At 62.6% G+C, this 26260-nt stretch carries 28 protein-coding genes and 1 tRNA gene; 10 read left to right on the top strand and 19 right to left on the bottom strand.

Annotated elements, in window-relative coordinates:
* Positions 1-79: 79 nt before the first annotated feature.
* From ggt to HGP13_RS03105, 8 genes are all read right to left on the bottom strand, one after another.
* On the bottom strand, positions 80-1666 hold the full coding sequence (gene ggt / locus HGP13_RS03140) for a gamma-glutamyltransferase (RefSeq protein WP_172221379.1): 1587 nt from the start codon (positions 1664-1666) through the stop codon (positions 80-82).
* 130 nt (positions 1667-1796) lie between these two features.
* On the bottom strand, positions 1797-2489 hold the full coding sequence (locus tag HGP13_RS03135) for an ABC transporter permease (RefSeq protein WP_172221376.1): 693 nt from the start codon (positions 2487-2489) through the stop codon (positions 1797-1799).
* On the bottom strand, positions 2486-3199 hold the full coding sequence (locus HGP13_RS03130) for an ABC transporter permease subunit (RefSeq protein WP_172221373.1): 714 nt from the start codon (positions 3197-3199) through the stop codon (positions 2486-2488). Before HGP13_RS03130 ends, HGP13_RS03135 begins: the two co-directional genes overlap by 4 nt.
* Positions 3200-3273: 74 nt before the next feature.
* The gene (locus HGP13_RS03125) at positions 3274-4125 is read right to left on the bottom strand and encodes a transporter substrate-binding domain-containing protein (RefSeq protein ID WP_172221370.1); all 852 of its coding nucleotides are present in this window, start codon (positions 4123-4125) and stop codon (positions 3274-3276) included.
* A 90-nt stretch (positions 4126-4215) separates the two neighbouring features.
* On the bottom strand, positions 4216-4857 hold the full coding sequence (locus tag HGP13_RS03120; RefSeq protein WP_246707266.1) for a GntR family transcriptional regulator: 642 nt from the start codon (positions 4855-4857) through the stop codon (positions 4216-4218).
* 314 nt (positions 4858-5171) lie between these two features.
* Positions 5172-5351 (bottom strand): hypothetical protein, encoded by a 180-nt coding sequence (locus HGP13_RS03115; RefSeq protein ID WP_172221364.1) that lies wholly within the window; start codon positions 5349-5351, stop codon positions 5172-5174.
* A gap of 7 nt (positions 5352-5358) precedes the next feature.
* A complete protein-coding gene (locus HGP13_RS03110) occupies positions 5359-5565 on the bottom strand; it encodes a hypothetical protein (protein ID WP_172221361.1) in 207 nt (68 codons plus the stop codon).
* A gap of 80 nt (positions 5566-5645) precedes the next feature.
* Positions 5646-6404 carry an SDR family NAD(P)-dependent oxidoreductase gene (locus HGP13_RS03105; RefSeq protein ID WP_172221358.1) on the bottom strand — a complete coding sequence of 253 codons (759 nt, stop codon included), beginning with the start codon at positions 6402-6404 and terminating at the stop codon, positions 5646-5648.
* Positions 6405-6714: 310 nt separating this feature from the next.
* Here HGP13_RS03105 and HGP13_RS03100 point away from each other — a divergent pair, with 310 nt between their 5' ends.
* On the top strand, positions 6715-7098 hold the full coding sequence (locus tag HGP13_RS03100) for a VOC family protein (protein WP_172221355.1): 384 nt from the start codon (positions 6715-6717) through the stop codon (positions 7096-7098).
* Between the two features lie 27 nt (positions 7099-7125).
* Here HGP13_RS03100 and HGP13_RS03095 read toward each other — a convergent pair.
* Positions 7126-7202, bottom strand: a tRNA-Arg gene (locus HGP13_RS03095).
* A 277-nt stretch (positions 7203-7479) separates the two neighbouring features.
* Positions 7480-8967 (bottom strand): HAMP domain-containing sensor histidine kinase, encoded by a 1488-nt coding sequence (locus HGP13_RS03090; protein ID WP_172221352.1) that lies wholly within the window; start codon positions 8965-8967, stop codon positions 7480-7482.
* Between the two features lie 280 nt (positions 8968-9247).
* On the opposite strand from HGP13_RS03090, the gene rpmH reads away from it, so the two are divergent.
* The 4 genes from rpmH to HGP13_RS03070 all read left to right on the top strand — a co-directional run bounded on the left by rpmH (position 9248) and on the right by HGP13_RS03070 (position 12336).
* A complete protein-coding gene (rpmH, locus tag HGP13_RS03085) occupies positions 9248-9382 on the top strand; it encodes a 50S ribosomal protein L34 (protein ID WP_008833937.1) in 135 nt (44 codons plus the stop codon).
* A gap of 14 nt (positions 9383-9396) precedes the next feature.
* Entirely contained in the window at positions 9397-9750 is a 354-nt protein-coding gene (gene rnpA / locus HGP13_RS03080) for a ribonuclease P protein component (protein WP_172221349.1), read from the top strand.
* Between the two features lie 14 nt (positions 9751-9764).
* On the top strand, positions 9765-11576 hold the full coding sequence (gene yidC / locus HGP13_RS03075) for a membrane protein insertase YidC (protein WP_172221346.1): 1812 nt from the start codon (positions 9765-9767) through the stop codon (positions 11574-11576).
* 199 nt (positions 11577-11775) lie between these two features.
* The gene (locus HGP13_RS03070; RefSeq protein ID WP_172221343.1) at positions 11776-12336 is read left to right on the top strand and encodes a fasciclin domain-containing protein; all 561 of its coding nucleotides are present in this window, start codon (positions 11776-11778) and stop codon (positions 12334-12336) included.
* A 192-nt stretch (positions 12337-12528) separates the two neighbouring features.
* On the opposite strand, the gene HGP13_RS03065 is transcribed toward HGP13_RS03070, so the two are convergent.
* Genes HGP13_RS03065 through HGP13_RS03055 form a run of 3 tightly spaced genes read right to left on the bottom strand, consistent with a single transcriptional unit; the run spans position 12529 to position 15600 of the window.
* Positions 12529-14076 carry a DHA2 family efflux MFS transporter permease subunit gene (locus HGP13_RS03065; protein WP_172221340.1) on the bottom strand — a complete coding sequence of 516 codons (1548 nt, stop codon included), beginning with the start codon at positions 14074-14076 and terminating at the stop codon, positions 12529-12531.
* Positions 14073-15368, bottom strand: coding sequence for an HlyD family secretion protein (locus HGP13_RS03060; protein WP_172221337.1), 1296 nt, complete (start codon positions 15366-15368; stop codon positions 14073-14075). The genes HGP13_RS03065 and HGP13_RS03060 overlap by 4 nt, the downstream gene beginning before the upstream one ends.
* The gene (locus HGP13_RS03055; RefSeq protein ID WP_172221334.1) at positions 15361-15600 is read right to left on the bottom strand and encodes a hypothetical protein; all 240 of its coding nucleotides are present in this window, start codon (positions 15598-15600) and stop codon (positions 15361-15363) included. The genes HGP13_RS03060 and HGP13_RS03055 overlap by 8 nt, the downstream gene beginning before the upstream one ends.
* 116 nt (positions 15601-15716) lie before the next feature.
* Here HGP13_RS03055 and HGP13_RS03050 point away from each other — a divergent pair, with 116 nt between their 5' ends.
* Together HGP13_RS03050 and yihA are read left to right on the top strand one after the other, a co-directional pair.
* Positions 15717-16091, top strand: coding sequence for a hypothetical protein (locus HGP13_RS03050; RefSeq protein ID WP_246707265.1), 375 nt, complete (start codon positions 15717-15719; stop codon positions 16089-16091).
* Positions 16092-16255: 164 nt separating this feature from the next.
* Entirely contained in the window at positions 16256-16915 is a 660-nt protein-coding gene (gene yihA / locus HGP13_RS03045; protein WP_032937353.1) for a ribosome biogenesis GTP-binding protein YihA/YsxC, read from the top strand.
* On the opposite strand, the gene HGP13_RS03040 is transcribed toward yihA, so the two are convergent.
* A complete protein-coding gene (locus tag HGP13_RS03040) occupies positions 16912-17652 on the bottom strand; it encodes a TetR/AcrR family transcriptional regulator (RefSeq protein ID WP_172221331.1) in 741 nt (246 codons plus the stop codon). The two genes, yihA and HGP13_RS03040, sit on opposite strands and share 4 nt — an antisense overlap.
* Positions 17653-17779: 127 nt before the next feature.
* On the opposite strand from HGP13_RS03040, the gene HGP13_RS03035 reads away from it, so the two are divergent.
* Together HGP13_RS03035 and HGP13_RS03030 are read left to right on the top strand one after the other, a co-directional pair.
* Entirely contained in the window at positions 17780-18967 is a 1188-nt protein-coding gene (locus HGP13_RS03035; RefSeq protein ID WP_172221328.1) for an HlyD family secretion protein, read from the top strand.
* A gap of 73 nt (positions 18968-19040) precedes the next feature.
* Complete coding sequence (locus HGP13_RS03030) at positions 19041-20636, top strand: DHA2 family efflux MFS transporter permease subunit (protein WP_172221325.1); 1596 nt, start codon at positions 19041-19043, stop codon at positions 20634-20636.
* Positions 20637-20832: 196 nt separating this feature from the next.
* Here HGP13_RS03030 and msrB read toward each other — a convergent pair whose 3' ends face one another.
* The 5 genes from msrB to HGP13_RS03005 form a co-directional block, all read right to left on the bottom strand.
* Positions 20833-21336 carry a peptide-methionine (R)-S-oxide reductase MsrB gene (gene msrB, locus HGP13_RS03025; protein WP_172221322.1) on the bottom strand — a complete coding sequence of 168 codons (504 nt, stop codon included), beginning with the start codon at positions 21334-21336 and terminating at the stop codon, positions 20833-20835.
* A 226-nt stretch (positions 21337-21562) separates the two neighbouring features.
* Positions 21563-22120 (bottom strand): fasciclin domain-containing protein, encoded by a 558-nt coding sequence (locus HGP13_RS03020; protein WP_172221319.1) that lies wholly within the window; start codon positions 22118-22120, stop codon positions 21563-21565.
* A 225-nt stretch (positions 22121-22345) separates the two neighbouring features.
* The gene (locus HGP13_RS03015; RefSeq protein ID WP_172234598.1) at positions 22346-23068 is read right to left on the bottom strand and encodes an anti-sigma factor; all 723 of its coding nucleotides are present in this window, start codon (positions 23066-23068) and stop codon (positions 22346-22348) included.
* A complete protein-coding gene (locus tag HGP13_RS03010) occupies positions 23065-23604 on the bottom strand; it encodes a sigma-70 family RNA polymerase sigma factor (RefSeq protein ID WP_172221316.1) in 540 nt (179 codons plus the stop codon). Before HGP13_RS03010 ends, HGP13_RS03015 begins: the two co-directional genes overlap by 4 nt.
* 116 nt (positions 23605-23720) lie before the next feature.
* A protein-coding gene (locus HGP13_RS03005) for an IS5 family transposase (protein WP_172220738.1) occupies positions 23721-24484 on the bottom strand; the annotation gives its coding sequence in 2 pieces (ribosomal slippage) (positions 23721-24145 and positions 24145-24484; 765 coding nt in all).
* Between the two features lie 95 nt (positions 24485-24579).
* On the opposite strand from HGP13_RS03005, the gene HGP13_RS03000 reads away from it, so the two are divergent.
* Positions 24580-26076, top strand: a complete 1497-nt coding sequence (locus HGP13_RS03000; protein WP_172221313.1) for an amidase — start codon at positions 24580-24582, stop codon at positions 26074-26076.
* Positions 26077-26260 lie beyond the last annotated feature (184 nt).

Here is a 26260-nt window from a genome sequence, read left to right as displayed (position 1 = left end):
TGTTTCAAACGACTGCTTCTAGAAAGCCCAGAAGACGAAGGGCAGCGCCGACGTCCGGAAACCGGTTCTCGCGGTCACCTCAATATCCCAGCGCCAAACCATCCTTGCGCGGATCGGAGGCGCCGGTCAGCGTGCCTTTCTCCCAGTCGATCAGCACCGCCTGCCCGCCACCGAGTGGATGATGCGGCTCGACAATGCGATGGCCACGACGGCGCAAGCCTTCGAGCGCCTCGGCGGGAACGCCGCGCTCGGCCTCCACCATATCATCATTGTAAAACACCCGTGGCGCATCCAGCGCCTGCTGCGGGTCCATGCCGAAATCGATCATGTTGGTCAGCAGATGGACATGGCCGAAAGGCTGGTAACCACCACCCATCACGCCGAACGGCATGACCACGCGGCCGTTCCTGGTTGCCATGCCGGGCATGATCGTATGCATTGGCCGTCTGCCGGGCCCGATCGCGTTGGGGTGCGCCGGGTCGAGGCGGAAGCTCGAGCCACGGTTTTGCAGCACGACACCGGTCTTGGGGCCGACGACACCGCTGCCGAAGGAATAGTAGGTCGAGTTGATGAAGGAGACGGCGTTGCGGTCGCGGTCGACGATCGAGATGTAGACCGTGTCGCTGTCCGGCAGGTCCAGGCGCGGCAGGTGCGTCATGGCGCGGTCGCGATGGATCTCGGCGCGCAGCCGGTCGGCATAGGCGCCGGAAAGGATCTGTTTTGTCGGCACATGAACCCGGTCCTGGTCGCCGACGTAGCGGTCGCGGTCCTGGTAGGCCAGCCGCCCGGCCTCGATCTCCAGATGCAGGCGCTCGGCGCCATTGGGGTCCAACCCGCCGAGCTTGAAGCCAGACAGCACGTTCAGCATAAGCAGCGCCGTCAGCCCCTGATTGTTCGGCGGCATCTGGTGGATGTCGTAGCCGCCATAGGCGGTGCTGACCGGCGCCACATAGTCGCCCTTCGTCGCGGCGAAATCCTCATGCGAATGCAGTCCGCCCAATTCATTGAGCCGGCGCACTATGTCGTCGGCGACCGCGCCTTCGTAGAAGCCCGCGCGGCCCTGTTTGGCGATCACCCGCAGAGTGGCGGCGAGTTCCGGCTGGCGGTGTACGTCGCCAGCCTTCGGCGCCATGCCGCCCGGCAGGAAGATGCGTGCGGCATGCTCGTCGGCCGACAGGTCGGTTTCCGGCTCGGCCCAGTCGAAGGCGACGCGGTCATGCACGACATAGCCGTTCTCGGCATAGTGGATGGCCGGCGCCAGCACCTCGGCCAGGCTCTTGCGGCCATGATCTTCCAGGAGCCGGCTCCAGGCATCGACGGCGCCAGGCACCGTCACCGCATGCGCGCCCTGTTTGGGAAGCTCGCTAAAACCCTTGTCCAGATACCAGTCGACGGTGGCGCCCGCGGGCGCGCGGCCCGAACCGTTGAAAGCCAGCACCTTGCCCTGTCCTCCGGGGGAGTAGAGGACAAAACAATCGCCACCGATGCCGGTCGATTGCGGCTCGACCACGCCTTGCACAGCGGCGGCGCAGACGGCGGCGTCCATGGCATTGCCGCCGGCGCGCAGCATCTCTATCGCGGCAAGCGTCGCAAGCGGATGCGAGGTCGCGGCAAGCGCTTCTGTCGCACGAACCGGCGAGCGGCCGGGAAACTGGAAATCACGCATTCTGTCTTTGTATCCCTTGGTTTGATGGATGCGACGTTGCCGCCATGGCGTAACACGACACGGCAACGGATCGCTTCGGCTGCTCGACACTGCGCATTTTGCCAATTCTCCTCGTTACGCCAGACGCGTATCAGGCTCGGACCCGATAAGGCGTTAGCCAGGTTTCCACCGCGTTCAGTGCCGAGATGATCGTGAAATTGATGGTGAGATAGATCGCGCCCGCGGCCACGAAAACCTCTACGGCGCGATAGGTCTGCGAAATAAGCCCCTGGGCGATGCCCGTCACTTCCATCAGGGTGACGATCGATGCAAGCGACGTACCCTTTACCATGAGGATGATCTCGTTGCTGTAGCTCGGTATGGCTTGGCGCAGCGCCAAAGGCAGAACGACGAGGCGCAGGGTCTGGAGCCGTGTAATGCCTAGGGCAGAGGCCGCCTCGACAAGGCCGCGCGGCACACCCTGTATCGCACCCCGCAGGATTTCGCTGCCATAGGCCGCGGTATTGAGACTGAGCGCGATGATGGCGCACCAATAGGGCTCGCGAAACAGCCACCAGAGCCCAACTGCCTGAAGTGTGGGGCGGAACTGGCCGAGGCCGTAATAGATGAGGAATATCTGGACGAGCAATGGCGTGCCGCGAAAGACGGCAACGAAGGAGCGGATGGGCCAGACCAGCATCCGATGGTTTCCCAGCTGCGCCAGTGCGAGCAATAGGGCCAAGGCAAAGCCTATTCCGATCGACAACCCCGCAAGTTGCAAGGTTAGCGGCAAGCCGGAGAGAAGGGTGGGAATGATTTCTACAAAAAAGGCGAAGTCGATCATGCGTGGACCATGCCTCGCCACGCCCGTGCCTCGCCGTAGCGGAAGACCGATCCGGTCATGATAGCGATGAGGAAATACAGCGTCGCGGCTGCTATATAGAAGACGAAGGGCTCCCGCATCGATCCCGCGCCGATCTGAGATTGCCGCATCAATTCCACCAGGCCGATCACGGAGATCAAGGCCGAATCCTTGAGCACAAGCTGCCAGACATTTCCGAGGCCCGGCAGGGCGTGCCGCATCAGTTGAGGCACGATGACGAGACGCAGCAATTGGAACCGGGACAGGCCGAGCGCCTTGCCAGCCTCAAACTGGCCGAGATCGACGGCGAGATACGCTCCGCGATAGACCTCGGCTTGATAGGCGCCCGAAATGATGCCGATCGCCAGGACGCCAGTCGCAAATGTCGGCAGCCCGACGAAGCCTGCGCTGCCGAAGAATTTACCGATCTCAGTCAATGCTATGCTGCCGCCGTAGTAAAGCAGGTAGATCGTCAACAGATCGGGCACACCCCTGAACACCGTGCCATAGCCCTTGGCGACCCATGACGGTAAAGCTCTCGTGGAGAGCCGGCCTCCTGCTGCAACCGCGCCGAAGAGAGCGCCGAGCAGGAAGCCGAGGACTGACAGCGCAAATGTCACGCCAGCTGCCAGCAGCAGGGCTCCGCCCCAGCCGCCCTTGCCCACGGAAAGGATATGGAGTGTGTCCGTCATGTGAAACCCGATCGTTCAGCGCGGCGCCCGGCCGATCGGTTGATACCAATCGGCCGGACAGAATACACACGTGACTACTTGACCGGCGTCACGTCCGTTTTCACCCATTTTTCCGAGATGCGTTTAATCGTCCCGTCGGCAATGGCGGCGCTGATCGCGTCGTTCAGCATTTCCTTGAGCTTGGTGTCTTCCTTCCTGAGTCCCGCACCCGTTCCGGCGCCGAACAAGCCGCCGACAAAGCCCGGACCTGCAACCGTGAAGCCCGAGAATTCGGGTTTTGCGAGCGTCGCGGCGAGCGCTGTCTTCTGAGCGAATATTGCATCGATGCGGCCCGCGGCCAGATCGAGATCGTGCTGCTCGGTCGTCTTGTACTCACGGATCTCCACCGTGTCGCCGAAGTATTTCTTGACGAATTCGAGCATGGCCGTGGCCGCCTGGACACCGACCACCTTGCCCTTCAGCAAGGGCTTCAACTTGTCGACCGCGGCCTTGGAAGCGGCCTCATCGTCCAGTTTGAATTTCTCGGTCGAAGCGCCGAGCTTCCCCAGGTCGCTATCCTTGGCGGCTGCGAACCCGCCCGGGTCGATCGCATAAGGCTGGGTGAAGTCGATGGTCTCGAGGCGTTTCGGCGTGATGAACATGCTGGCCATGATCACATCGAACTTGCCGACCTTCAGCGAAGGAATAAGTCCGTCCCAGTCCTGAGCGATGATGGTGCATTTGACCTTCATCCGCTCGCAAAGATTGTTGGCGAGTTCGATCTCCAGTCCGTCGAGCTTGCCGTCTGCGTTGGTGAAGTTCCACGGAGCGTAGGCGCCCTCCGTGGCGATGGTTATGGCCTTGGGCGCGTCCTCGGCCAATGCGGTGTGCATGAAGCCGAACATGCTGAGTGCGGCCCCAACTGCGGCCAAACGACAAACTTTCATGTGGTTCCCCTTTTTTGATAGGCTGATCGAACTGTTCCTACGTCCGGCCGCATTGCCGGTTCGAGGCCATTCCTGCCCGGCCGGCGTTCGTCACCGGCTCGGACTCACAAACTCGGCCAGCATCGGTGCTGTGCTGAGAATATGATCCTGCATCACCTTTTCCGCGTGAAGTTCGTCGCCTGAACGCAAGGCCGCGATCACGGCGGCATGCTCCTCGCGCGCAGAATGCGGCTTGTCACAGTCGTCGAACCAGATGCGCATGTAGGGCTCTATCACCACATGCAGCGCCGATATCTGGTGGATAAGCTTGGGCCTCCGGCTTAGCGCACAGATACGGCCATGGAATTCCTGGTGGCGGACCACCCAGTCGCTGCTGCCGCTCTGGCCCGCGCGTTCCATGCGCTCGAGCAGGCGATCGAGTTCCTCGAACTCCTCCTCATCGATCCGGGGCATCGCCAGCCTTACGGCCAGTCCCTCCAGAACCGAGCGAATTTCGAAAATCTCGTAAAGCTCATCGACCGTCAGGCCTGCGACCACGCATCCACGATTGGGCCGCAGAACCACCAGCCCGTCGGAGGCCAGGCGCCGAAAGGCTTCCCGCACCGGCATGCGACTCATGCCGATCTCGGCGGCAATCTCCTCCGGAATAAGCCTTTCGCCCGGTTTGTAGCGGCCGAAGCGAAGGGCTCTATGAACGTGCCTGTACGCCTCTTCCTCGGCAGTGGCGGACATCTGTGGCTCTGCCGGAAAGGCTGCTGGCATGGGGCACCTAAAAGCATTTTTGTATCCACGTATTATCAAATCCGCTTTTTATTTCATCGTCAATACCCCGGTGACGACGTTCAGAAGCCGATACCGGTGCAGTGCACCAGCGGCCCGACGAGCATACCGAGATCGAAGCGATCTGCGCCGGCGATGTCGCGCGGGCCGGTGCGCCTGCACGAGCCCGTGCGCGGATCGCGTGCTGCGCCTGCTGCAGGCGAAATCGGATTATCAGAGCTTTTTCGCCAAGGCGTCGTGAGCAGCCAAGAATGACGGAGGCGGCGCTACTGATGCGCGCTGCGGACCCTAGCCGTTGCCTCAGCCAACATCGCCAGCGCCTGTTCGACATTCTGCGCCTGAGCGTCGGTGCGCTCGATATGCTTCACCATCAGCTTTCGCAGCACGGCGAGCTTTGCGGCTCGATTTGCCGCACTCTTTTCGGGAGATTCGAAGGGCATAGCCATGGGACAATCAGTGTGTCTTGGGATCGATGTGGCGGAGGCGAGAGCGCGCTTCAGCCAGACGCGTTTGCTCGGATCTGATCCGGCAGCACAAGGCAAGGCTGATACCGACGCCACGTTCCTCGTCCAGCATCTCACTCGCTCGCGTGAGAAAGAGTTCCGCACGCTTGACGCGCTGCCTGGCTCTCGCCAGTTCCAGTTCCAGATGGTCGTACATAATTCCGCATCCTTGAGATTTGCGGTCCCTTCAAGGAGAAAACCTTCGCTGAGCGGTTTGGTTCCCTGATTGGGAGGCACTCAGCCCTTGTGCTCCTGAAGGCAGTTGCCGCCATCGACCACCAGAAGAGCGCCGTTGACATAGCTGGCGCCTTCGGAGGCCAGGAACACCACTGCTGCTGCCACTTCATCCGGCCGACCGGCGCGCTCCGGGGGTGTGTGCAGGGCCGCTTCCAACTCCATCTCGCTCGACGAGCCCGTCGCGATCCAGCCGGGCGCCACGGCGTTGACGGTTATGCCGTGCCTCGCCACTTCGAGCGCCAGCGTGCGCGTCAGGCCGACCATGCCGGCCTTGGCGGCGGAATAGGCTGATGTGCCGACGAAGGACACCAGCGGCCCGGTGACCGACGCCACATTGACGATGCGCCCATAGCCTGCGTCGACCATCGCCGGCAGGAACGCATGGGTGACCAGAAACGCCGTCTTCAGGCTGACCTCGATGCCTTGATCCCAATCGGCCTCGGTCATCGCAACAAAAGTCTTGTCGACCGAAGGTGACGCCAGCGAGCCCATGCCGGCATTATTGACCAGTATGTCGACAGCGCCGACCTCTGCCCGCAGCCGCGCGACATCGGCGGCCTTGGTGAGATCGGCGACCACGGCCCTGGCACCGATGCCCTCTGCACAAAGCTCGGCGGCGCGATCAAGCACGCGCGCACTGGCGCCGGTGAGGCACACGGCATCGCCGGCGTGACCAAGCTGGCGGGCGATGGCAAAGCCGATGCCGTCGGTGGCTCCGGCGCCGGTGATCAGGGCGCGCTTGATGCTGGGATGGGGCATGGTCGGATCTACTCCAAAGGCTCCGCCCGCTGCATGCGAACGGACAGTATCGGCTGTATCGGCAGAAACTATATAAAGGAGGTTTGGCGCCGTGTGAGCCCAGGGGCGCGATCCCCGGCAACGGGAAGAAGCTAATCATCGTGCCAAGCAGCGCCAGCTCCTGGCCCAACGCCTCCGCTCCGAGCATGGGGCCGAGCTGCATGTCGAAGCCGACGACGATTGCCTGGCGTATCGACGCTCGATGGCCCTATTGACGGCAAAGGCTCGGCCAACGCACCATCCCCACTTTCGGTGGCTTTAGGAGACCGTCGTGGTGGCACTGCGCCTCAATCATGTTTCCCTCCGCGTCCGCGATCTGGCAGCCAGCGCGAAATTCTATCAGGATGCACTCCAACTGCCCGAGATTGCTTGTGGAGCAGGAAAGCCGAACATCCGCTGGTTCGGCCTTGGCGATGGCCAGTCGCTTCATCTGATCGAAGGTGACTTCGGCAAGACCTTTGTGACGATGTCGACGCATTTTTGCATCTCCACCACCGATTTCGATCAGGCTTTGCAGCATTTAAGCAGCAAGGGTATTCCGTTCTGTAACCTTGCGGGCGAAATCGGCAAGGAGCACGTGAGGGCGGACGGTCAGCGATCCGTCTATCTAAAGGATCCCGATGGCTACTGGATCGAGGTCAATGGCGACTATTAAAAGCGCTGGGAAATCAATCGGATGGAATGGCGCGCCCGAAGAGATTCGAACTCCTGACCCCCAGATTCGTAGTCTGGTGCTCTATCCAGCTGAGCTACGGGCGCGCATCAGGCCATGTTTTCAACGGCCCCGCGATCCGATCCCAAGGACCGGCCGCGAATGTGTGCAGTTCCCTAGCGACTGAATTTGGGAAAAGCAAGCCGAACCGGCAAAAGTTTTGTCGTGAGTTCGTCATCTGGCGTTGACGGCCCCGATCCCGAGGCTTTGAAGCTGTCGGGGAGCCAGCATGATTTCAGGCTGAGAGGGGAAAAATCTCGGCGAGGCTCATGGAGCGCGTCAGGTCTGAAGGGCAAATGCCTTGTTAAAACAGCGCCGAGGCCGTCATGCCGGGCGACGCAGGCTGCCGCGGGCCTGGTCGAGCCGCACCGGCTGGTCGGGGATGGTGACGGCGAAAGTGGTGCGTCCGCCAATCGACTCGACCAGTTCCACCGTGCCGCCATGCGCCCGGATCAGTTCGTGCGCGATGGCCAGGCCAAGGCCGGTGCCGCCGCTGCGCGCCGAGCCGCGGAACGCCGCGAACAGGTTTTCGCGCGCCTTCGGCGGCAGGCCGGGGCCAGTGTCGGTAACGGCGATGCGGCTGACGCTGCCCATGCGCTCGGCCGATACGGCGAGCCGCCGCACCACCGCGCTCTCGGTGTCCGCAGCCATCGCCTGGACCGAGTTGCGGCACAGATTGGTGAGCACGCGGAACAATTGGTCGGAATCGGCGTCCACCTCGAAAGCCGCCTCGACGGCGTTGATGAACTCTATGCCCTCCTCAATGTCGAGCAGCCCGTGCACGTCCTCGACCAGCTGGCGCAGCCGCACCCGGCGGCGCGAAGGCGGCGGCTCCTGCGTGCGGCCGTAGTGAAGCACACCTTCCGAGTAGGAGACGGCACGGTCGAGCGCGCGCAAAAGCTTCGGCGCGAAGGCCTGCACGGTCGGATCCCTGACCTGGCGCAGGCGGTCCGACATCAGCTGTGCCGAAGCCAGGATGTTGCGCATGTCGTGATTGATCTTCGAGACCGCCAAGCCGAGGTCGGCAAGGTGTTTCTGCTCGGAGAGCATTTTTTGCAGCCGCTCCTGCATCTGCGACAGCTCGCGTTCGGCAACGCCGATCTCGTCGGCGCGGGCGGCGGGATGGATGATGCGCCCGGGGTCGTCGGGGGCTTCGGAGAAGGCCAGCATCGAGCGCGTCATCGTGCGGATCGGCCCAATCATGATCAGGTCGATCGCGGCATAGACCAGCATGGCCGTGAACAGCGAGATCAGCAGCGAGACGAAGGCGACATTGCGCGAGTAGATGAGCATCGCCTTGCGCAGCGAATAGTCCGGCATGATCAGCTCGAACTCCTTGTCGCTGTCGCCGACCGGCCCGAAAACCCGCAGCATCCGGTCGCCGCCGAAGAACAGCGTGTCGAGCGCGCCGGTCATTCCCTTGACCATGCCGACGCTGGCGAGGTCGATGTGCTCGTCGACCTGCGGCGGCATGTCCGCCACCACCAGAAGCCGCGAGACGCCGCCGTCGCGCACCGCGATCGCCTTGGCGCCGATCGCCATCAGCACGTCGTTCTGCGCCGTGCGTGACAAGGAAGTGGACTCACCCTGCACCAGTACGATCGACACGGCGGCGGCCGTGCTCAGCCGCTCCTTGAGCCAGCTCAGCCGGTAACTGGCGATCCAGGGCAGGAAGATGAGCACTTCGGCCAGAAGCACGAAAACGATGGTGAGCAGCAGCAGTTTTGTCGACAGGCCGCGCGACAGCGGCACGCCGCGGACGGCGGCAGGCGCCGTGCCGATCCCTTCCCCCGCTTGGCTGATTTCGCTCATGCGACTCTGTCTTCACAATCACTTGATCAGCCAAGATTAGGCGATTGCGGCATTTTTGCCAATTTCATCCTTTGGCTGGAACATTAAATTACCGTCATAAAGCCTGCATCCTTGGCGCGACGACCCCGGATTGACTTCCAAAACCCTTCTTTCTATAAGCCCGCTCACGCTCGGGCCATTCGTCCCGGCGCGGTTTCGATCGCGCCAAAGCCGGCCCGGCAAAGCTCCTGTTACAAAGTGACAGAATCAAGAAGGGCCGCACCCCGCGGTATTAAAACAAATGAAGCGTACCTACCAACCGTCCAAACTCGTCCGCAAACGCCGGCACGGTTTCCGTGCCCGCATGGCCACCAAGGGTGGTCGTGGCGTCGTCGCAGCTCGCCGCAACCGCGGCCGCAAGCGGCTCAGCGCCTAAGCGAGACGAGATCGTTGCCCGCAACCGGTAAGCCAGTGGGGCAAGCTCCCAAGCGGCTTCTGAAACGCGCGGAATTCCTGGCCGTCCGTCGTGGTGAAAAGCGACGCGGACGGTTCTTCCTCGTCGAGGTCCTGGACCGCGGCGATGGCGGCGTGCCGCGCGTCGGCTACACCGTCACCAAGAAGGTCGGCAACGCTGTTGTGCGCAACCGCGTCAGGCGGCGGCTGAAAGAAGCCGTCCGCGTCCATGCCGCAGATGACATGGTGCCCGGCAATGATTATGTCATCGTCGGGCGCGATGACGCACTGCGCGCCCCGTTCGGCCAGTTGAAGGCCGAACTCTCCCGCCGACTTCGCGGAACACGATAGGCCAAGGGCTCTCGATGGAAAACAACCGGAACTTCTTCATCACCATCGCGCTGTCGGTGCTGATCCTGACTTTGTGGCAGGTTTTCTACATGAACCCGCGCGTCGCGTCGCAGCGCGAGGCCGCCAAGATCGAGCAGCAGCGTGTGGAAGAGCAGAAGAAGGCGGCCGAGGCGGCCAATCCGGGTGCTGGAACACCGGCTCCGGCGCCGGGCACCATTCCCAGCGCGCCCGGCGGTGATGCCGTCACCGCGGCCAGCCGCGACCAGGCGCTTGCCGCGTCGAAGCGCGTCAAGATCGATACGCCGAGCCTCGAGGGCTCGATCAACCTGACCGGCGCGCGCCTCGACGACCTCAAGCTCAAGCACTACACCGAAACCGTCGACAAGAATTCGCCCGAGATCGAACTGCTCAACCCGCAGGCTCTGCCCACCGGCTATTTCGCCGAGATCGGCTTTGTCGGCAACGACAAGACCGGTACGGTCCCGGGCGCGGAAACGGTGTGGAGCGTGGACGGCAATCCGACGCTGAGCCCGTCGACGCCGGTGACGCTCACTTACACCAATGACAAGGGCCTGACCTTCAAGCGCACCTTCTCCGTCGACGCCAACTATATGTTCACGGTCTCGGACACGGTGCAGAATTCCGGCGCGAGCGCGGTTTCGCTGTTCAATTACGGCCGAGTTACCCGCTATGACAAGCCGGCCGTGGCCAGCACCTATGTGCTGCATGAAGGCCTGATCGGCGTCACCGGCACTGAAGGCCTGGCCGAATACAAATACGCCAAGATCGAATCTGAAAAGCAGGTCACTCCGGGCAAGTCGACCGATGGCTGGCTCGGCATCACCGACAAATACTGGGCCGTCACGCTGGTGCCGACCGAGAAGCAGCCTTTCCAGCCGCGCTATGCCTTTTTCGAGGATGGCCGGCACCGCTACCAGTCCGACTTCCTTACCGATGCGATCAATGTCGATGCCGGCCAGTCCGCGACCGTCGAGACCGAGATCTTCGCAGGCGCCAAGGAAGTCGCCAAGATCAACGCCTACGAGGCGGACCGTCATATTCGCCAGTTCAATCTCTTGATCGACTGGGGCTGGTTCTATTTCATCACCAAGCCGATGTTCTGGCTGATCGACACGCTCTACAAACTCTTCGGCAATTTCGGCCTGGCGATCCTCGCCACCACCGTCATCGTCAAGGCCCTCTTCTTCCCGCTCGCCAACAAATCCTACGCGTCGATGGCGAACATGAAGAAGGTGCAGCCCAAGATGCTCGAGATCCGCGAGAAATACGCGGACGACAAGATGAAGCAGCAGCAGGCGATGATGGAGCTGTACAAGACCGAGAAGATCAATCCGCTTGCCGGCTGCTGGCCGGTGGCGCTGCAGATCCCGGTCTTCTTCTCGCTCTACAAGGTGCTCTACATCACCATCGAGATGCGCCACGCGCCGTTCTTCGGCTGGATTCAGGATCTGGCCGCGCCCGACCCGACGTCGATCTTCAACCTGTTCGGCCTTGTGCCGGTCACGCTGCCGCACATGCTGATGATCGGCGTGTGGCCGCTGATCATGGGTGTCACCATGTTCCTGCAGATGCGCATGAACCCGACGCCGCCGGATCCGACCCAGGCCGCGATCTTCACCTGGATGCCTGTTATCTTCACCTTCATGATGGCGGGTTTCCCGGCCGGCCTCGTCATCTACTGGGCCTGGAACAACTCGCTTTCGATCCTGCAGCAAGGCGTGATCATGAAGCGCCAGGGCGCTAAGATCGAACTGTGGGACAATCTGGTCGCGCTGTTTCGAAAGAAGCCGTCGCCGGCGGAGTAGCCGTCCCGTCTTCTGCAAAAAGCGGAATAGAAACGCTCTCTCCTTCGCGAAAAGCCCGGTTCGTCCGGGCTTTTTCTTTGCGCGGATAGTCGTTCACGTTCCCGTGATCGACGAAACTGCCAGCCGCCGCGCGGCGTGACTGCGTGTGCATTTCCAAAGGCTATCAATTCCGATCAGCCCTCACCCGGAGGAAGACCAAATGCGCTTGCCATCATTCCGCATCATCGCGCTTTCCGCGCTCGTCGCCAGCACCACGATCATTGCTCCGGCCTTCGCCAAGAACCCCATGGTTGGCGGCGCGCCGATGTACACCACCAAGACCATCGTCGAGAACGCCGTCAATTCGAAGGACCACACGACGCTGGTCGCCGCCGTCAAGGCCGCCGGCCTGGTCGACACCTTGCAGGGCGCCGGCCCGTTCACCGTCTTTGCGCCCACCAACGAAGCTTTCGCCGCACTGCCCAAGGGCACCGTCGATACGCTGCTCAAGCCCGAGAACAAGGGCCAGCTCACCAAGGTGCTAACCGCGCATGTCGTGGCTGGGAAGATTTCAGGCGCCGAGATGATGAAGAAAGCCAAGGCGATGGGCGGCAAGTACGAGATGAAGACCATCTCGGGCGACACGCTCACCGCCGAGGTCAAGAAGGGCAAGCTCTACATCATGGACGAGTCCGGCGGCGAGGCGAAGGTGACGATTGCCGACGTCAACCAGTCGAACGGCGTCATCCACGTCGTCAACAAGGTGCTGTTGCCGAAGTAACGGCTTCCGGCGAAAGGGGGCAATGGCAGCTCGTTGGGCTTTCTCGGTCTGCCATCCCCGCCTCATGACGAGGTCCATGTTTCCTTGGGAAGCCGTATCGGCGAGGCCGGGGTCCTGTAGTCCCTCACAGGATCCCGGTTTCTTTTTGCGTAGCGTGAGCTGGGCGTCAGCGGTCGAAAGCCGACCAGCCCCTCACTCCATCACGGCGCTGTGGTCGACCTTGGCCGGCGTGCCCGGCTTGCGCAGCAGGAGAACCAGCGGGATGGCGGCCAGCGACAGGATCATCATCAGCTTGAAGTCGTTCATGTAGCTGATAACAGTCGCCTGCAGCGTCACCACGCCGTCAAGTGCGGCGCGACCGGCGGCGGTGTAGGGGTTCATCGCTTGCGCGATCGCCGGATTGCCGAACGCCTGGTTGAAGGGCGTCACATAGGCGGCGATGTTGGCATGGTTGATCTGCACGTTCTGCGTCAGCAGTGCGGTGACCACCGAGATGCCGACGCTGGAGCCGATATTGCGCGACAGATTGTAGAGACCGGTGCCTTCCGCGCGACGCTCCGGCGCCAGCGTGGCGAACGTGATGGTGGTCAGCGGCACGAACAGGAAGCCCAGGCCCGCGCCCTGCACGAAGCCGGTGCTGATGATCGTCCATTGCGAGACGTCGGGGGTCCAGCCGGTCATGTCGTACATTGCCCAGGCGGTGATCGCGAGGCCGATGAACAGCAGCCATCGTGTATCCACCTTGCCGATCAGTCTGCCGACCAGGAACATGCAGGCCATCGTGCCAAGGCCGCGCGGGCCCATGACGATGCCGGCCGTCACCACCGGATAGCCCATAAGCGTCTGCAGATAGGGCGTCATCAGCGCCAGCGAGGCGAGATAGGTGATGCCGATGATGAAAATGAAGATCATGCCGACCGCGAAATTCCGGTCGAGGAACAGCCGCGGGTTCACGAAGGTGTTTTTGGCGGTGAAGGTGTGTACGAGGAAGATGTAGAAGGCGGAAGCGCAGATCAGCGCCTCGACGATGATCTCGGAGGACGAGAACCAGTTGAGCTGTTCGCCTCGGTCGAGAAACATCTGTAGCGCCGCGATGGTGATGCTGAGCATGCCGAAACCCAGCCAGTCCAGCCTTGCCTTGATGTCCAGCTTGGTTTCCAGGACGAACAGGGAGACGCCGGCGAAAGCCAGCGCGCCGATCGGTACGTTGATGTAGAACACCCAGCGCCAGCTGATGTTTTCGGTCAGCCAGCCGCCGATGACCGGCCCGAGCACCGGTCCGACCATGACGGAAATGCCGAACAGCGCCATCGCCGAGCCACGCTCTTCCACGCTGTAGATATCGAGCAGGATGCTCTGCGACAGCGGCACCAGAGCCGCGCCGAAAAAGCCCTGCAGCAAGCGGAAGCCGACGATCTGCGGCAGCGACTGCGCAAAGCCGCACAGCACAGAGGCGACCACGAAGCCGGTGATCGAGGTCAAAAGGATGCGCTTGCGGCCAAAACGATTGGCGAGGTAGCCCGAAGGCGGCGTCATCACGGCCGCCGCGACGATGTAGGAGGTCAGCACCCAGTTGATCTGGTCGGCGCTGGCCGAAACGCTGCCCTGAATATAGGGCAGCGCCACATTGGCGATGGTCGTGTCCAGCGCCTGCATGATGACCGCCAGGATCACGCAAGCTGTGATGGCGCCGCGATTGGCGACCACCGGTGTGGCACCTGCCGCGGTCGCGCTGCTCATGATTTCTGTCCGAGCCGATTCAGGAGGTTGGTGACGAAGTCCGGCAGGCCGCGCGCATGGCCGGTCTCGACGTCGACCACGGCGCTCATGCCGCCACGCAGCGGCGGTTTGCCTTGGGGATCATCGACCGTCACGCGCATCGGGATGCGCTGCACGACCTTGACCCAGTTGCCGGTGGTGTTCTGCGCCGGCAGCAGCGAGAAGCTCGACGACGAGGCGGGGCTGATCGAGGCAACAGTTCCGTGCCATACGGTGCCGGAATAGGTGTCGACGCTGATCGTCGCCGTCTGTCCTGGCCGCACATAGGTCAGCTCGGTTTCCTTCGGCTCCGCCTCGATCCACAGATCGGTCGACGACACCAGGCTGAAGGCCGGCTGCGAAGCCGGTAGATACTTGCCGACCTGCAGCGCGTCGACATTGGTGACGACGCCGTCGAACGGCGCCTTGACGACGGAGTCGCCGAGGTTGCGCTGCGCATCGTCGACACCCGACTGGGCCTGTAGGTAGAACGGGTTCTTCTCCACCGGCTGGTCTGCGTCGCCGCCCAGCTGGGCAAGCATGGCGTGCGCCTGTGCCTTGGCGACGGATACTTTCTGGCGTGCCGCGACGAGGTCGTGCTGGGCGCTGTCGAAAGACGCCTTGGAGGCGGTCGAGGTCTTCAGCAGGTCCTGCTGTCGCTGGAAGGCGGCCTCGTAATAGGGAATGTCGGCCTGCGCCTGTTCGATCTGCGCCAGCGACTGCTGGTAGCTCGCCTGCAAGGTCAGCACCTGGTTGCGCACGGTCCCGAGCTGCGCCTGGGCGGCGGCAAGAGCGGTTTCGAAGGAGGCCGGCCGCAGGCGGAAGAGCACGTCCCCCTTCTTCACCGCCTGGTTCTCGTGGACATCGATCTCCTGCACGGTGCCGGAGACGTCGGTGGAAACGCCGAGCGACTGTGCCTGGATGTAGGCATTGTCGGTCGTCATCACCTTGCCGCCGGTGACGTAGTAATAGCCGCCGACGACCAGCGCGACGGGAAGCAGGGCAAACAGCACCGGCCGCGTCAGGCTGCGCTTCGGCTTGGCCGGGGCAGGAGGGGTAATGGCGGCAGGCGTCTGCTTTGGCTGCGGCTCCTTGGCCGGAGCCTCGAGTGCCGCCGGCTCCAGCGCAACCGGGGCTTCCGGCCCGTCATTGTCGATGACGACATTGGCGCGCCTCTGTTCGCGTTCGCTGTCCAGCCGGATGACCTGGTCGCCGGTGCGACCTACGGAAGGGTCGTCTTCGGCAGGCTTCTTGGGGGATGTCGATTCAGCCATGTACTTTCTCCCGGTCGACGGCAAGCTGGGTGCAAGCCGCGAGCAGATTGGATTTGATCAAGCTTAGGGTTGGCAGCAGATGCTGCCGTGCATTGAACGAAAGGCCGGCGAAGGGCTCGTCTCGTGTTTTCTGGCCGTCGCTGCGCATCAGTCCCGACGTCCGCGAACGCCGCTTTCGAAGCAGGCGTGCGACGTCGTGCAGCACGAAGCTGATATTGGGCGAGGAGGACATGGGAGGAGATCAGGGTCTACGGACAAGCTTTCGTGAGCATGCTTATTATCATCATGCACATAATCCTGCTGGACGGCGCGTGCAAGACGGATTAAGCCGCCCGGAACAAAAATTGCATGGGCCACGGCGCCGAAAGACGCCCTGGCGGCGAGCGTTTTCCGGCGAGGATTTCGACGATGAACTGGATCAGGATCGCAGCCGTGACGGCTCTCGTCGGATGCCCGGGCGCCGCGTTTGCAAACGAGGCGGTCAGCTGCGGTGGCGCCGCCATGCTGGGTGGCGCGCAGTTGAACTGCAGCCACGTCAAACCCGCGGCACCACCGCAATTCTGCACCTTTAGCTGGGATCTCCACACCATGGCGGGCGATCAGAAAGTCGTCGAAGGCAGCTTCTTGCTGCCCCCCGGATACTCGAACGTCACCGTCTACCAGGGCAGCGGTTTCGACAGTGCGCTGTCCAATCCGATCGTCATCTGCCGCGGCAACAAATGAGCTTCTTCGTCACGGACGACTCGCTCACCAGCCGATTGGTGCTATAGGGCGGATCACGTTATTTTGACCGGGCGCGTGCGACCGCCTAAGTGCATGGCGGCCAAGATCGGCCGCAACCTCGACGCCATCAGGGGCGCCGACATCTCTCTTCTGGAGGCAGCAGCTTGAACGCTCTGAACAGCACCGTGATCACCACCGACCTCTTCACGCGCGGGTGGATCTTCATCCGTGGCGTGCCGGCCATGAAATTCCTGCCGCCGGAAGGACCGCCGGAAATCGCCTTTGCCGGCCGCTCCAATGTCGGCAAATCGTCGCTGATTAACGCGCTGGTCAACCAGAAGGGGCTGGCGCGCACCTCCAACACGCCGGGGCGCACGCAGGAGCTCAACTATTTCGTGCCGGATGGATTTTCGGGCGAGGGCGCCGATCTGCCGCCGATGGCGCTGGTCGACATGCCGGGCTACGGCTACGCCACCGCGCCCAAGGAGAAGGTCGACGAGTGGACCAAGCTGGTCTTCGACTATCTCAAGGGCCGGGTGACGCTGAAACGGGTCTATGTGCTGATCGACGCCCGTCACGGCATCAAGGCCAAGGACGACGAGGTGCTGTCGCTGCTCGACAAGGCGGCGGTGTCCTACCAGATCGTGCTGACCAAGACCGACAAGATCAAGGCCGCCGGAGTGCCGCGGCTGATCGAAGAGACGCTGGCCAAGATCAAGAAGCGCCCGGCGGCATTTCCGTTCGTCCTGGCGACGTCATCGGAAAAGGGCGAGGGGCTGGAGGAATTGCACGCCGCGATCGTACTCGCGGCCAATGGCGGCTAAGCCTTTGCCTCCAGGGCAATCATCGCGTGGCTTTCTTCCTCGGCAAGCGCTTTGGTGCCGTAGGCCGTCAGGAACATGCCGACGCCCGACCTGACGACGTGGTCTATCTCATCCTGGCTCGGCGCCTTGGTACGGTAGGCGAATATGCACTGCCGGAAGAGGCCGGCCAGGCACAGGTCGGTGAACTGATAGGCGGCCAGATCGACGTCATCGATCCGCAAAAGGCCACGCTCGATGGCGGCGTTGAAAAATTCCATCGTCTTGTCATGGCCGCGTTTGGGGCCGCGTTCATAAAACCGCGCGCCAAGCTCGGGCATCCTGTCGGTAACACCGATCACTGTGCGCTGCGCCTGGATGACCTTGGCCGACGTAATCTTCAGCGCAAGCACCTTGCCGTACTTCACCAGCGTCTCACGCAGATCGTCGGCGTTGTCCAGCAGGTCGTACATGTTCTTGAAGATGGTGCCGCGCTCTTCCTCGATCAGCGCTTCGAACAGCTCTTCCTTGTTGGCGAAGTAGACATAGATGGTGCCTTTGGAGACACCGGCCTCGCGGGTGATGTCATTCATGGAGGCGGCTTCGAAGCCCTTCTCGATGAAAACTCGACGGGCGCCGTCGATGATCTGGCTGCGCTTGGCCGGATCCTGCCCTGCGGCATGGCGGCCGCGGCGGATGCTGTCGAGCAAATCGCAGGGGTCTCTGGTCAGGGTTTCGGCATTGGGTAAGGTTTCGGCCATAGGGTGACACCTCGAAAATAATTCGAACCAATCGGTTCGATTGCCTCTTGATATGGTCTTCTTTTCACGCTATGTCAACGGCCGGATCGAACCGAACGGTTCAGTATTATTACTTTAGAGAGATGTCATGTCCTCGAACGCGCCCACCACTGCCGAAGTCCGCCCTTTCCCCAATGCCAAGGTCGCTCCGGCGACCGAAGCTCCGGAAATTCCCGTCCAGCCGGTCGCACCGCCGCCTGCGGCTGAAGCTCCGGCCAAGAAGAAGCGCTCGGTGCGTTCCTTCCTGCTGCCGATCATCGGCCTTGCGCTGCTGAGCGGCGGCGCCTGGTACGGCTACGACTACTGGACCACGGGCCGCTTCATGATCTCGACCGACGATGCCTACGTCCAGGCCGACATGGCGTTCGTCTCGCCCAAGATTTCGGGCTATGTCGACCAGGTCAAGGTCAGCGAGAACCAGTTGGTCAAGGCCGGCGACCCGCTGCTGACGATCGACGATGGCGACTACAAGATCGCCGTCGCACAGGCCGAGGCGCAGATTGCCACGCTGGCGAAGACGCTCGACCGCATCGACGCGCAGACCAAGGCGGCGCAGGCTTCCCTGCAGCAGGCCCAGGCGCAGAAGGTCGCCGACCAGGCCGCGGCCGACAATGCCGCCCGTGGTCAGCAGCGAGCCGCGCAGCTGGTCAAGACGCATGTCGGCACGCAGGCGCAACTCGACGACGCCCAGACCGCGCTCGACCAGGCCAATGCCGCTCTGGTCGGTGCCGATGCCCAGATCGCCGCCGCACAGGCCAATATCGGCGTGTTCGAGGCACAGCGCGCCGAATCGGCAAGCACGCTCGTCTCCTTGCAGCTCAGCCGCGACAAGGCCGCCCGCGACCTGTCCTTCACCGTGCTCAAGGCGCCTTATGACGGCGTTGTCGGCAACCGCTCGGTCGAGCAAGGCGACCTCGTCAGCCCCGGCCAGAAGCTCGCCGTCGTCGTGCCGATGGACAAGCTCTACATCGTCGCCAACTTCAAGGAGACCCAGCTTGCCCGGCTGGTGCCCGGCGAAAAGGTCAACATCTCGGTCGACGCCATCGACGGCCAGCCCATCCAGGGAACCGTCTCGTCGCTGGCGCCGGCTTCAGGAGCGGTGTTCTCGCTGTTGCCGCCGGAAAATGCCACCGGCAACTTCACCAAGGTGGTGCAGCGCGTCCCGGTCCGCATCGATGTCCCGGCAGATGCCCTGAAGACCGGCAAGCTGCGCGCCGGCCTCAGCGTTATCGTCAACGTTGACAGCCGCACCGCACCGGCCGCGACGACCAACTAAGCGCTTCTCGGAGGGCGGCTCGGTGGCTGATTGAGCACCGAGCCCCCCGGCCTGCCTCAAGGAGGCCCATGCAATGGCAACCGCAACAATCACCGCAGGAGCGCCGCCGGCACAGCCGGCGGTTCCTGATACCATCTCGACGCGGCGCGTCATCGCCTTCCTGGCGATGGTGTTCGGCATGTTCATGGCGATCCTGGACATCCAGATCGTCTCGGCTTCGCTATCCGAGATCCAGGCGGGCCTGAGCGCCAGCTCCGACGAGATTCCGTGGGTGCAGACGGCCTATCTGATCGCCGAGGTGGTGATGATCCCGCTGTCGGGCTTCCTCAGCCGCATGTTGTCGACGCGCGTGCTGTTCACCATCGCCGCCGCTGGCTTCACCGCGGCCAGCGCGCTGGCCGCGACCGCCACCAACATCGACCAGATGATCGTCTACCGCGCCGTGCAAGGCTTCATCGGCGGCGGCATGATCCCGAGCGTCTTTGCCGCGGCCTTCACCATCTTCCCACCCTCGCGCCGCGCCATCGTCTCGCCGATGATCGGCCTGGTGGCGACGCTGGCGCCGACCATCGGCCCGACCGTCGGCGGCTATATCAGCCACGCTTTTTCATGGCACTGGCTGTTCCTGGTCAACGTCGTGCCCGGCATTTTGGTGGCGACAGCCGCGTGGTCGCTGATCGATTTCGACAAGCCCAATCTCAAGCTGTTCAACAAGTTCGACTGGTGGGGCCTCGCCGGCATGGCGGCCTTCCTCGGTTGTATGGAATATGTGCTGGAGGAAGGCCCGAACAATGACTGGCTGCAGGACCAGGGGGTGTTCATCTGTGCCATCGTCATGACCGTCGGTGCGGTGATCTTCTTCTGGCGTGTCTTCACCGCCGAGGAGCCGATCGTCGATCTCCGAGCCTTCAGCAACATCAACTTTGCCTTCGGCTCGCTGTTTTCCTTCGTCATCGGCATCGGCCTCTATGGGCTGACCTATCTCTATCCGGTCTTCCTCGGACGCATCCGCGGCTACGATTCGATGATGATCGGCGAGGCGCTGTTCGTCAGCGGCCTGGCCATGTTCATCACCGCGCCGATCTCCGGCATCCTGTCGAGCAAGATGGATTTGCGGCTGATGATGATGATCGGCTTCTTCGGCTTCGCCACCGGCACCTGGTGGATGACGCATCTGACCGCCGACTGGGATTTCTATGAGCTGCTGATCCCGCAGATCCTGCGCGGCTGTTCTATGATGCTGTGCATGGTGCCGATCAACAACATCGCGCTTGGCACCTTGCCGCCCGACCGGCTGAAGAACGCGTCCGGCCTGTTCAACCTCACCCGCAACCTCGGCGGTGCCGTCGGCCTTGCGCTCATCAACACCGTGCTGATCGACCGCAATGCCTTCCACTATGCAAGGCTCGCCGAGCATGTGCAGTGGGGCAGTGCTGCCGCGCAGACCAAGCTGCAGAATATGACGCTCAATTTCGAGCAGGTCACGGGTCTCGATGCCACCAGTGCCGCGATCTCCAAGCTGTCGGGCATGGTCCAGCAGCAGGCGGCGCTGCTCTCCTTCATGGATGTGTTCTACATGCTGACGGTGCTATTCGCGACGCTTGGCCTGTTCACCATGCTGATCAACAAGCCGGCCGCGCCCGGTGGCGGCGGAGGTGGTGGACACTAAAGCAATTCCAGGAAAAGTGTGAAGCGGTTTTCCCGGGAAAAGCGCGTAGCGCTTTCCCTTGGGAATTGCGTCAAAGCAAAGGTACCAGACGTGGCAGTGGTTTCGGGAAGCTCCTCCAGTCCACGCCCGAAAAAGCTCTGACCGCGCAAAAAACTCCGGGCCGCAAGACCCGGAGTTTTTTGTATTTCTGGCTGGTTCAGGCCGTGGCGGGCTTGAAGGTCAGCGCAACGCCGTTGATGCAATGGCGCAAGCCGGTTGGCGCCGGACCATCGTCGAAGACATGGCCGAGATGGCCGCCGCAGCGGCGGCAATGCACCTCGGTGCGGGTCATGCCGAGCGACCTGTCCTCGGTCCTGCCGATGCCGTTGGCGATCTCTTGCCAGAAGCTCGGCCAGCCGGTGCCGGAATCGAACTTCGTCTCCGAGGGATAGACCGGCAGGTCGCAGCCGGCGCAGGCGAAAATACCCTTGCGGTGTTCGTTGAGCAGCGGGCTGGTGCCTGGATATTCGGTGCCTTCCTTGCGCAGCACGTCGAACGCGGCCGGCGACAGGATGGCTTTCCATTCATCGTCGGTCTTGGTGACCTCGAATTTTTCGGCGGCCTGTGCGGGCTGCGGGCTGCCCATGCGCAGCATGGTTGCCGCGGCCCCAACGACGCCAATGGCGGCGGCACCGCTCAAAAGAAGATCGCGACGGTTCATGACCAGTTCCTCCGGTTGCTCTTTTGCCAAACTATACCGCCACGCAGAAATCAAAAGCCGGTGACGGTTGCCCTCTAACGAAACTCCGCGCCGTTCCACGGTTGACCGTGGGCGGCGCGGAGCACGCGTGTCGTTTGCAGGGTCACGGGAGCGAGACTAAGCAATCGACGGAGGGCTCTTGCTGCAGGTTCGTCGCGGCAAGCCCTTTGTTACATTTTCGGGCCGATCACATCTTCGGGAGCAGAACCTTGTCGACGACGTGGATGACGCCGTTGGACTGCTCGACATCGGCGATCGTCACATTGGCGACGTTGCCGTTCTCGTCAGTGACGGTGACCTTGCCGCCCTCGGCCTTCAGCGACAGTTCGCAACCGCCAACGGTCTTGACCTTGTGCGTGCCGCCGTCGGCCTTGGCCATTGCGGCGACGTCCGCTCCCATCGCCTTGGCGCCGATGACGTGGCAGGCCAGGATCTTGGTCAGCTTGTCCTTGTTTTCGGGCTTGAGCAGAGTGTCGACCGTGCCGGCCGGCAGTGCGGCGAAGGCCTCGTTGGTCGGCGCGAAGACGGTGAACGGACCGGCGCCCTGCAGGGTCTCGACAAGGCCGGCTGCCTTGACGGCGGCGACCAGCGTCGTGTGGTCCTTCGAATTGACGGCATTCTCGACGATGTTCTTGTTGGCAAACATGGCGGCGCCGCCGACCATCGGGTTTTCGGCATAGGCAGCGGTGGCGAGCGCGGAAACGGCAATCGTACCGGCGATCAAAAGGGTGGCGAATTTACGCATGATGTTCAAACTCCTCGGGTTTTCTCTTCCCAGTTTTGGGGACGCGAGGAGATACGCAAAGCAACCACGCGAGTTTCAGAATATTTTTGGATTTTTAATTTTATCGCTCGGGCGAAGAGATTTATTGCGCGCAACGTTTTGCCGGCTCACATGCATATTTAGACATGCGTGACATAAGATAGATTGAAATTATTCTGGCGACGGCTTCGCAGCGAGGAGACGAGGTCAGATGCTCTTCAGGTCGCCCGCGGCCACCACCGGTCCGGTCGGCTGTCCGGTTGGTGAACCACCGGCGGGCTCAAGACTGACGGCCAGCACCGCACCCTGGGCAAGCTTCTGCTGGGCTGCCGGCGAGACGACGATATGGGCTGTCGACCCGACCGGGATGACACCCATCGACACCGGCGGATTCTTGCCCTCGATCATCCAAAGTTCGAAGTCCTTGCCGGTGGCACGCTCACCGGAGACATGCGACAGGCCGACCTCGTGATGCGCGGCATCGTAGACGGCAAGATATTTGACGTCGCTGCCATCGGCAGCCAGCGAGGCGACGAGGCGTGCCTGCGGCTGTGCGACCGGCGGGTTGACGTAAGGGATCGCAATGTAGATCGCCAGCGCGGCAACCGCCGCCGCGGCAAGGCCGCGCCAGAAGGCAAGGCTGGACCACAAGCCGGCGCGTGCGTCGGCTGAAGTGGGCGCGGTCGATGCAAAGAGCCGGCGATCGATCGCCGGCTTCACTGAAGCCGGTGGCTCGATTTCCGGATATGCTGCGGCCAGTGGCGAGAGGTGAACCTCCCAGCCATCGACGAGCCGTGCGAAATCGGTTTCGGAATCGATGCGCCTGGACGCGATCTGCCGCTCTTCCACCGGCAGAACGCCAAGAACGTATTCGGCGGCGAACATGTCGTCGCCCCCACGTTCCGGTCCATTGTCCTCTGCGAGCGTCATCTTTCCAGACATTCTCTGAGTTTCATCAGGCTGCGGCGCAGCCAGGTACGCATCGTGTTCAGCGGCACGCCGTGGCGTTCCGCCAGTTCGGCATAGCTTTCGCCCTTGAGATAAGCGCCCCGGACGGCCGCCGCCCGGTCCTTCTCCAGCTCTTCGAGACAATGATGGATGCGCTCGGATTCGTCGCCCGCAACCACCATCGCTTCAGGTCCCGGTGCCGGATCGGCCACGTCGAGCGCGGCATCGATATCGGCGGCAGGCTTGCGCCGCGCCCTGATGCGATCGATCGCATGATTGCGGGCGATTGCCACCAGCCAGGAGATCGGGCTCAGATCGGAGACAGCAAAACGGTCTGCCTTCGTCCATATCTTGACGAAGACTTCCTGTAGCGCTTCTTCCGCATCTCCCCGGTCATTCAATACACGAAGGCACACACCGAAAAGTTTCGCGCTCGTCTGCCGGTACAGCAGATCGAACGCAGCCCGATCCTTCATCGAAGTCCGGACGATCAGCTTGGTGATGTCCTGCGGCGTCATGCGGGTCAAATTAGGCGATTACGCTGTATTTGCAACGCCGGAAATATTCCTTGCACCTAAAGTTCCGGCGTCCGGGTGCAGGCTTCGATTGCCAAGGGAATCGCCGCTGGCTAGGGTCAGGACTCATTGATCCAGAAGATGAAGGCTGCAGCGAAGGCGATCGCCGACAGGAAAGTGTGAGCACATCGGTCGTACCTGGTGTGGATGCGTCGCCAGTCTTTGAGGCGTGCGAACATGTTCTCGATCCTGTGGCGTTGTCGGTATAGGACAGGATCGTAGCTGTGCTGAATACGATGCTTGGCATGGGGCGGGATGCATGGCGTGATACCGCGCTCGACGAGCGCCTGACGGAAGGCCGCTGAACTGTAGGCCCGATCGGCCAGCAGGGCGTTGGCGGCGGGCAAATCCTCGATCACTGCCGCAGCAGTCTTGTGATCATTGGCCTGCCCTTCGCTCAGATGCAGCAGCCGCGGGCGTCCCTTGCCGTCACAGACCACTTGCAGCTTGGTGGTCAGTCCACCTCGGCTGCGTCCGATACATCGGGATAGAGCCCCTTTTTAAGGAGGCTGGCGGCAGTGCGATGCGCTTTGAGATGGGTGGCATCGATCATCAGATTGTCCGTTTCGCCGCCCTGCGCGGCCAGTTCCGCCAGGATGCGATTGAACACACCCAGCCGACTCCAGCGGATGAAGCGGTTGTAGATGGTCTTGTGCGGACCGTAGTCAGAAGGGACATCTCGCCAGCGAAGGCCATTGCGGATCACGAACAGGATGCCGCTCAGCACCCGGCGGTCATCTACACGCGGCACACCATGCGACAAAGGAAAATAGGGCTCGATCCGGCGCATCTGCTCCGGGGTCAACATCAGCAAATCACTCAAGGCGGCACCTCCTGCCACCTTGAATCACCCAACAGAAATCAATTCAACAAATTAATAGGTCCTGACCCTAGCTTGGCGGGAGTGGGAGAGCTCAGATGTCGGTCGAACGGATCCTGTGGGAAGAAGACGCGACCGGCCTCGCCGGTCTTGTGCGCAAGGGCGAGTTGTCCGCGGTCGAACTGACCGAAGCGGCAATCGCCCGCGCCGAGGCCACGCGGCCTGAAATCAATGCCACGGCCGAGCCGCTCTATGACGCCGCGCGGGCGCGGGCGAAAACCATCGACCGCTCGCTGCCGCTGGCCGGTGTGCCCTTTGCCATCAAGGATCTCGGCATCGCCATCAAGGGCGTGCCGTCGCATGGCGGCAGCCGCATTCCGGCCTCGGTGCCCGACGTCAATTCGGTGATGACCGAGCGCTACCTCGCCGCCGGACTGATCCCGATCGTCACCTCGACATCGCCGGAACACGGTCTGCGGCTGATGACCGAATCAAAAGCCTTCGGCATCACCCGCAATCCGTGGAACACCGGCCACACCAGCGGCGGCTCGTCGGGCGGCGCGGCGGCCCTGGTCGCCGCCGGCGTCGTGCCGGTGGCGCATGCCTCCGATGGCGGCGGCTCGATCCGGGTGCCTTCGGCCTGCACCGGGCTGGTCGGCCTCAAGACCTCGCGCGGCCGCATCCCGCTGACGCCGATGGTCAGCGAAAGCTGGTACGGCATGGTGGTCGATCACGCCGTCACCCGTTCGGTGCGCGATTGCGCTTTGCTGCTCGACCTCACCCACGGTCCCGACCCCTTGTCGCCCTATGCGGCATTGCCGCCGACGGACACGTTCGCCGCTGCTGCCGCGCGCGATCCCGGCAAACTCAGCCTGGCCGTGTACCGCAAGTCGCCGCTTAGCCTGCCGATCTCGACCGAGACAATGAAAGCGCTCGACACGGCGGTGGCGCTTGCGCGAGAGGGCGGCCACACGGTCGAGGACATCGACCTGCCCTTTATCGGCCGCGATTTCCTGGCCGACTTCTGCCGGACGGTTGCATCAGCCGTTGCCGGCACGCTGCGGGCGGAAGCGTTGCGCGTCGGCCGTTCCGTTACCGGCGACGTCGAGCGCGCCACGCGGGTGCTTGGCCGGTTGGGCGAAATGCTCTCTGCCGGCGAGATCTACGCCGCCCTGCAGCGGCTGCACGCGGCCTCGCGGCGGATGATAGAGGAAACCGCGCAGTATGACGCCGTGCTGATGCCTGTTATCGCGCATCCGCCGCTCGCCTGCGGCGCCATGGATCCGAAAGGCGCCGATGAGCTGATCGAAAACCTGCTCGATAAGCTTCACCTGACGCCCTTGCTCAAGCTGAAACCACTGTTCGGCCAGCTGATGGACAAGAGCCTTTTCTTCACCCATTGGCCGGCGATCCACAATGTCAGCGGCCAGCCGTCGATCGCGCTGCCCGTCCACGTCACCGACGCCGGCCTGCCGCTCGGCATCCAGGCCGCCGGCCGCCCCGGCGACGAAGAGACGCTTTTGTCCTTCGCCGCGCAGATGGAGAAAATCTCGGGTTGGCTGACGAGGCGGGCGCCGCTGATGGTGCCGTCATGATGACGACGCCGTGAGCTCGGCGAATATGACAGCAATGCCATTTGCCCCTTGCGACAATTCCCGCTAAGACGCCGCCGTCCTTTCCAGTGCATGTCGCCCAAAAGTGCTTAGCGGTTTTGGGGTAACGACATGCATAAGCCAAGTGCATGTCGCCCAAGAGTGTCCAGCGGTTTTGGGACAACGA

This window comes from Mesorhizobium sp. NZP2077 (assembly GCF_013170805.1).
In the GTDB taxonomy this organism is placed as follows: domain Bacteria; phylum Pseudomonadota; class Alphaproteobacteria; order Rhizobiales; family Rhizobiaceae; genus Mesorhizobium.
Note: the sequence above shows the minus strand (reverse complement) of the source record. Positions and strands in the feature narration are given on the sequence as shown.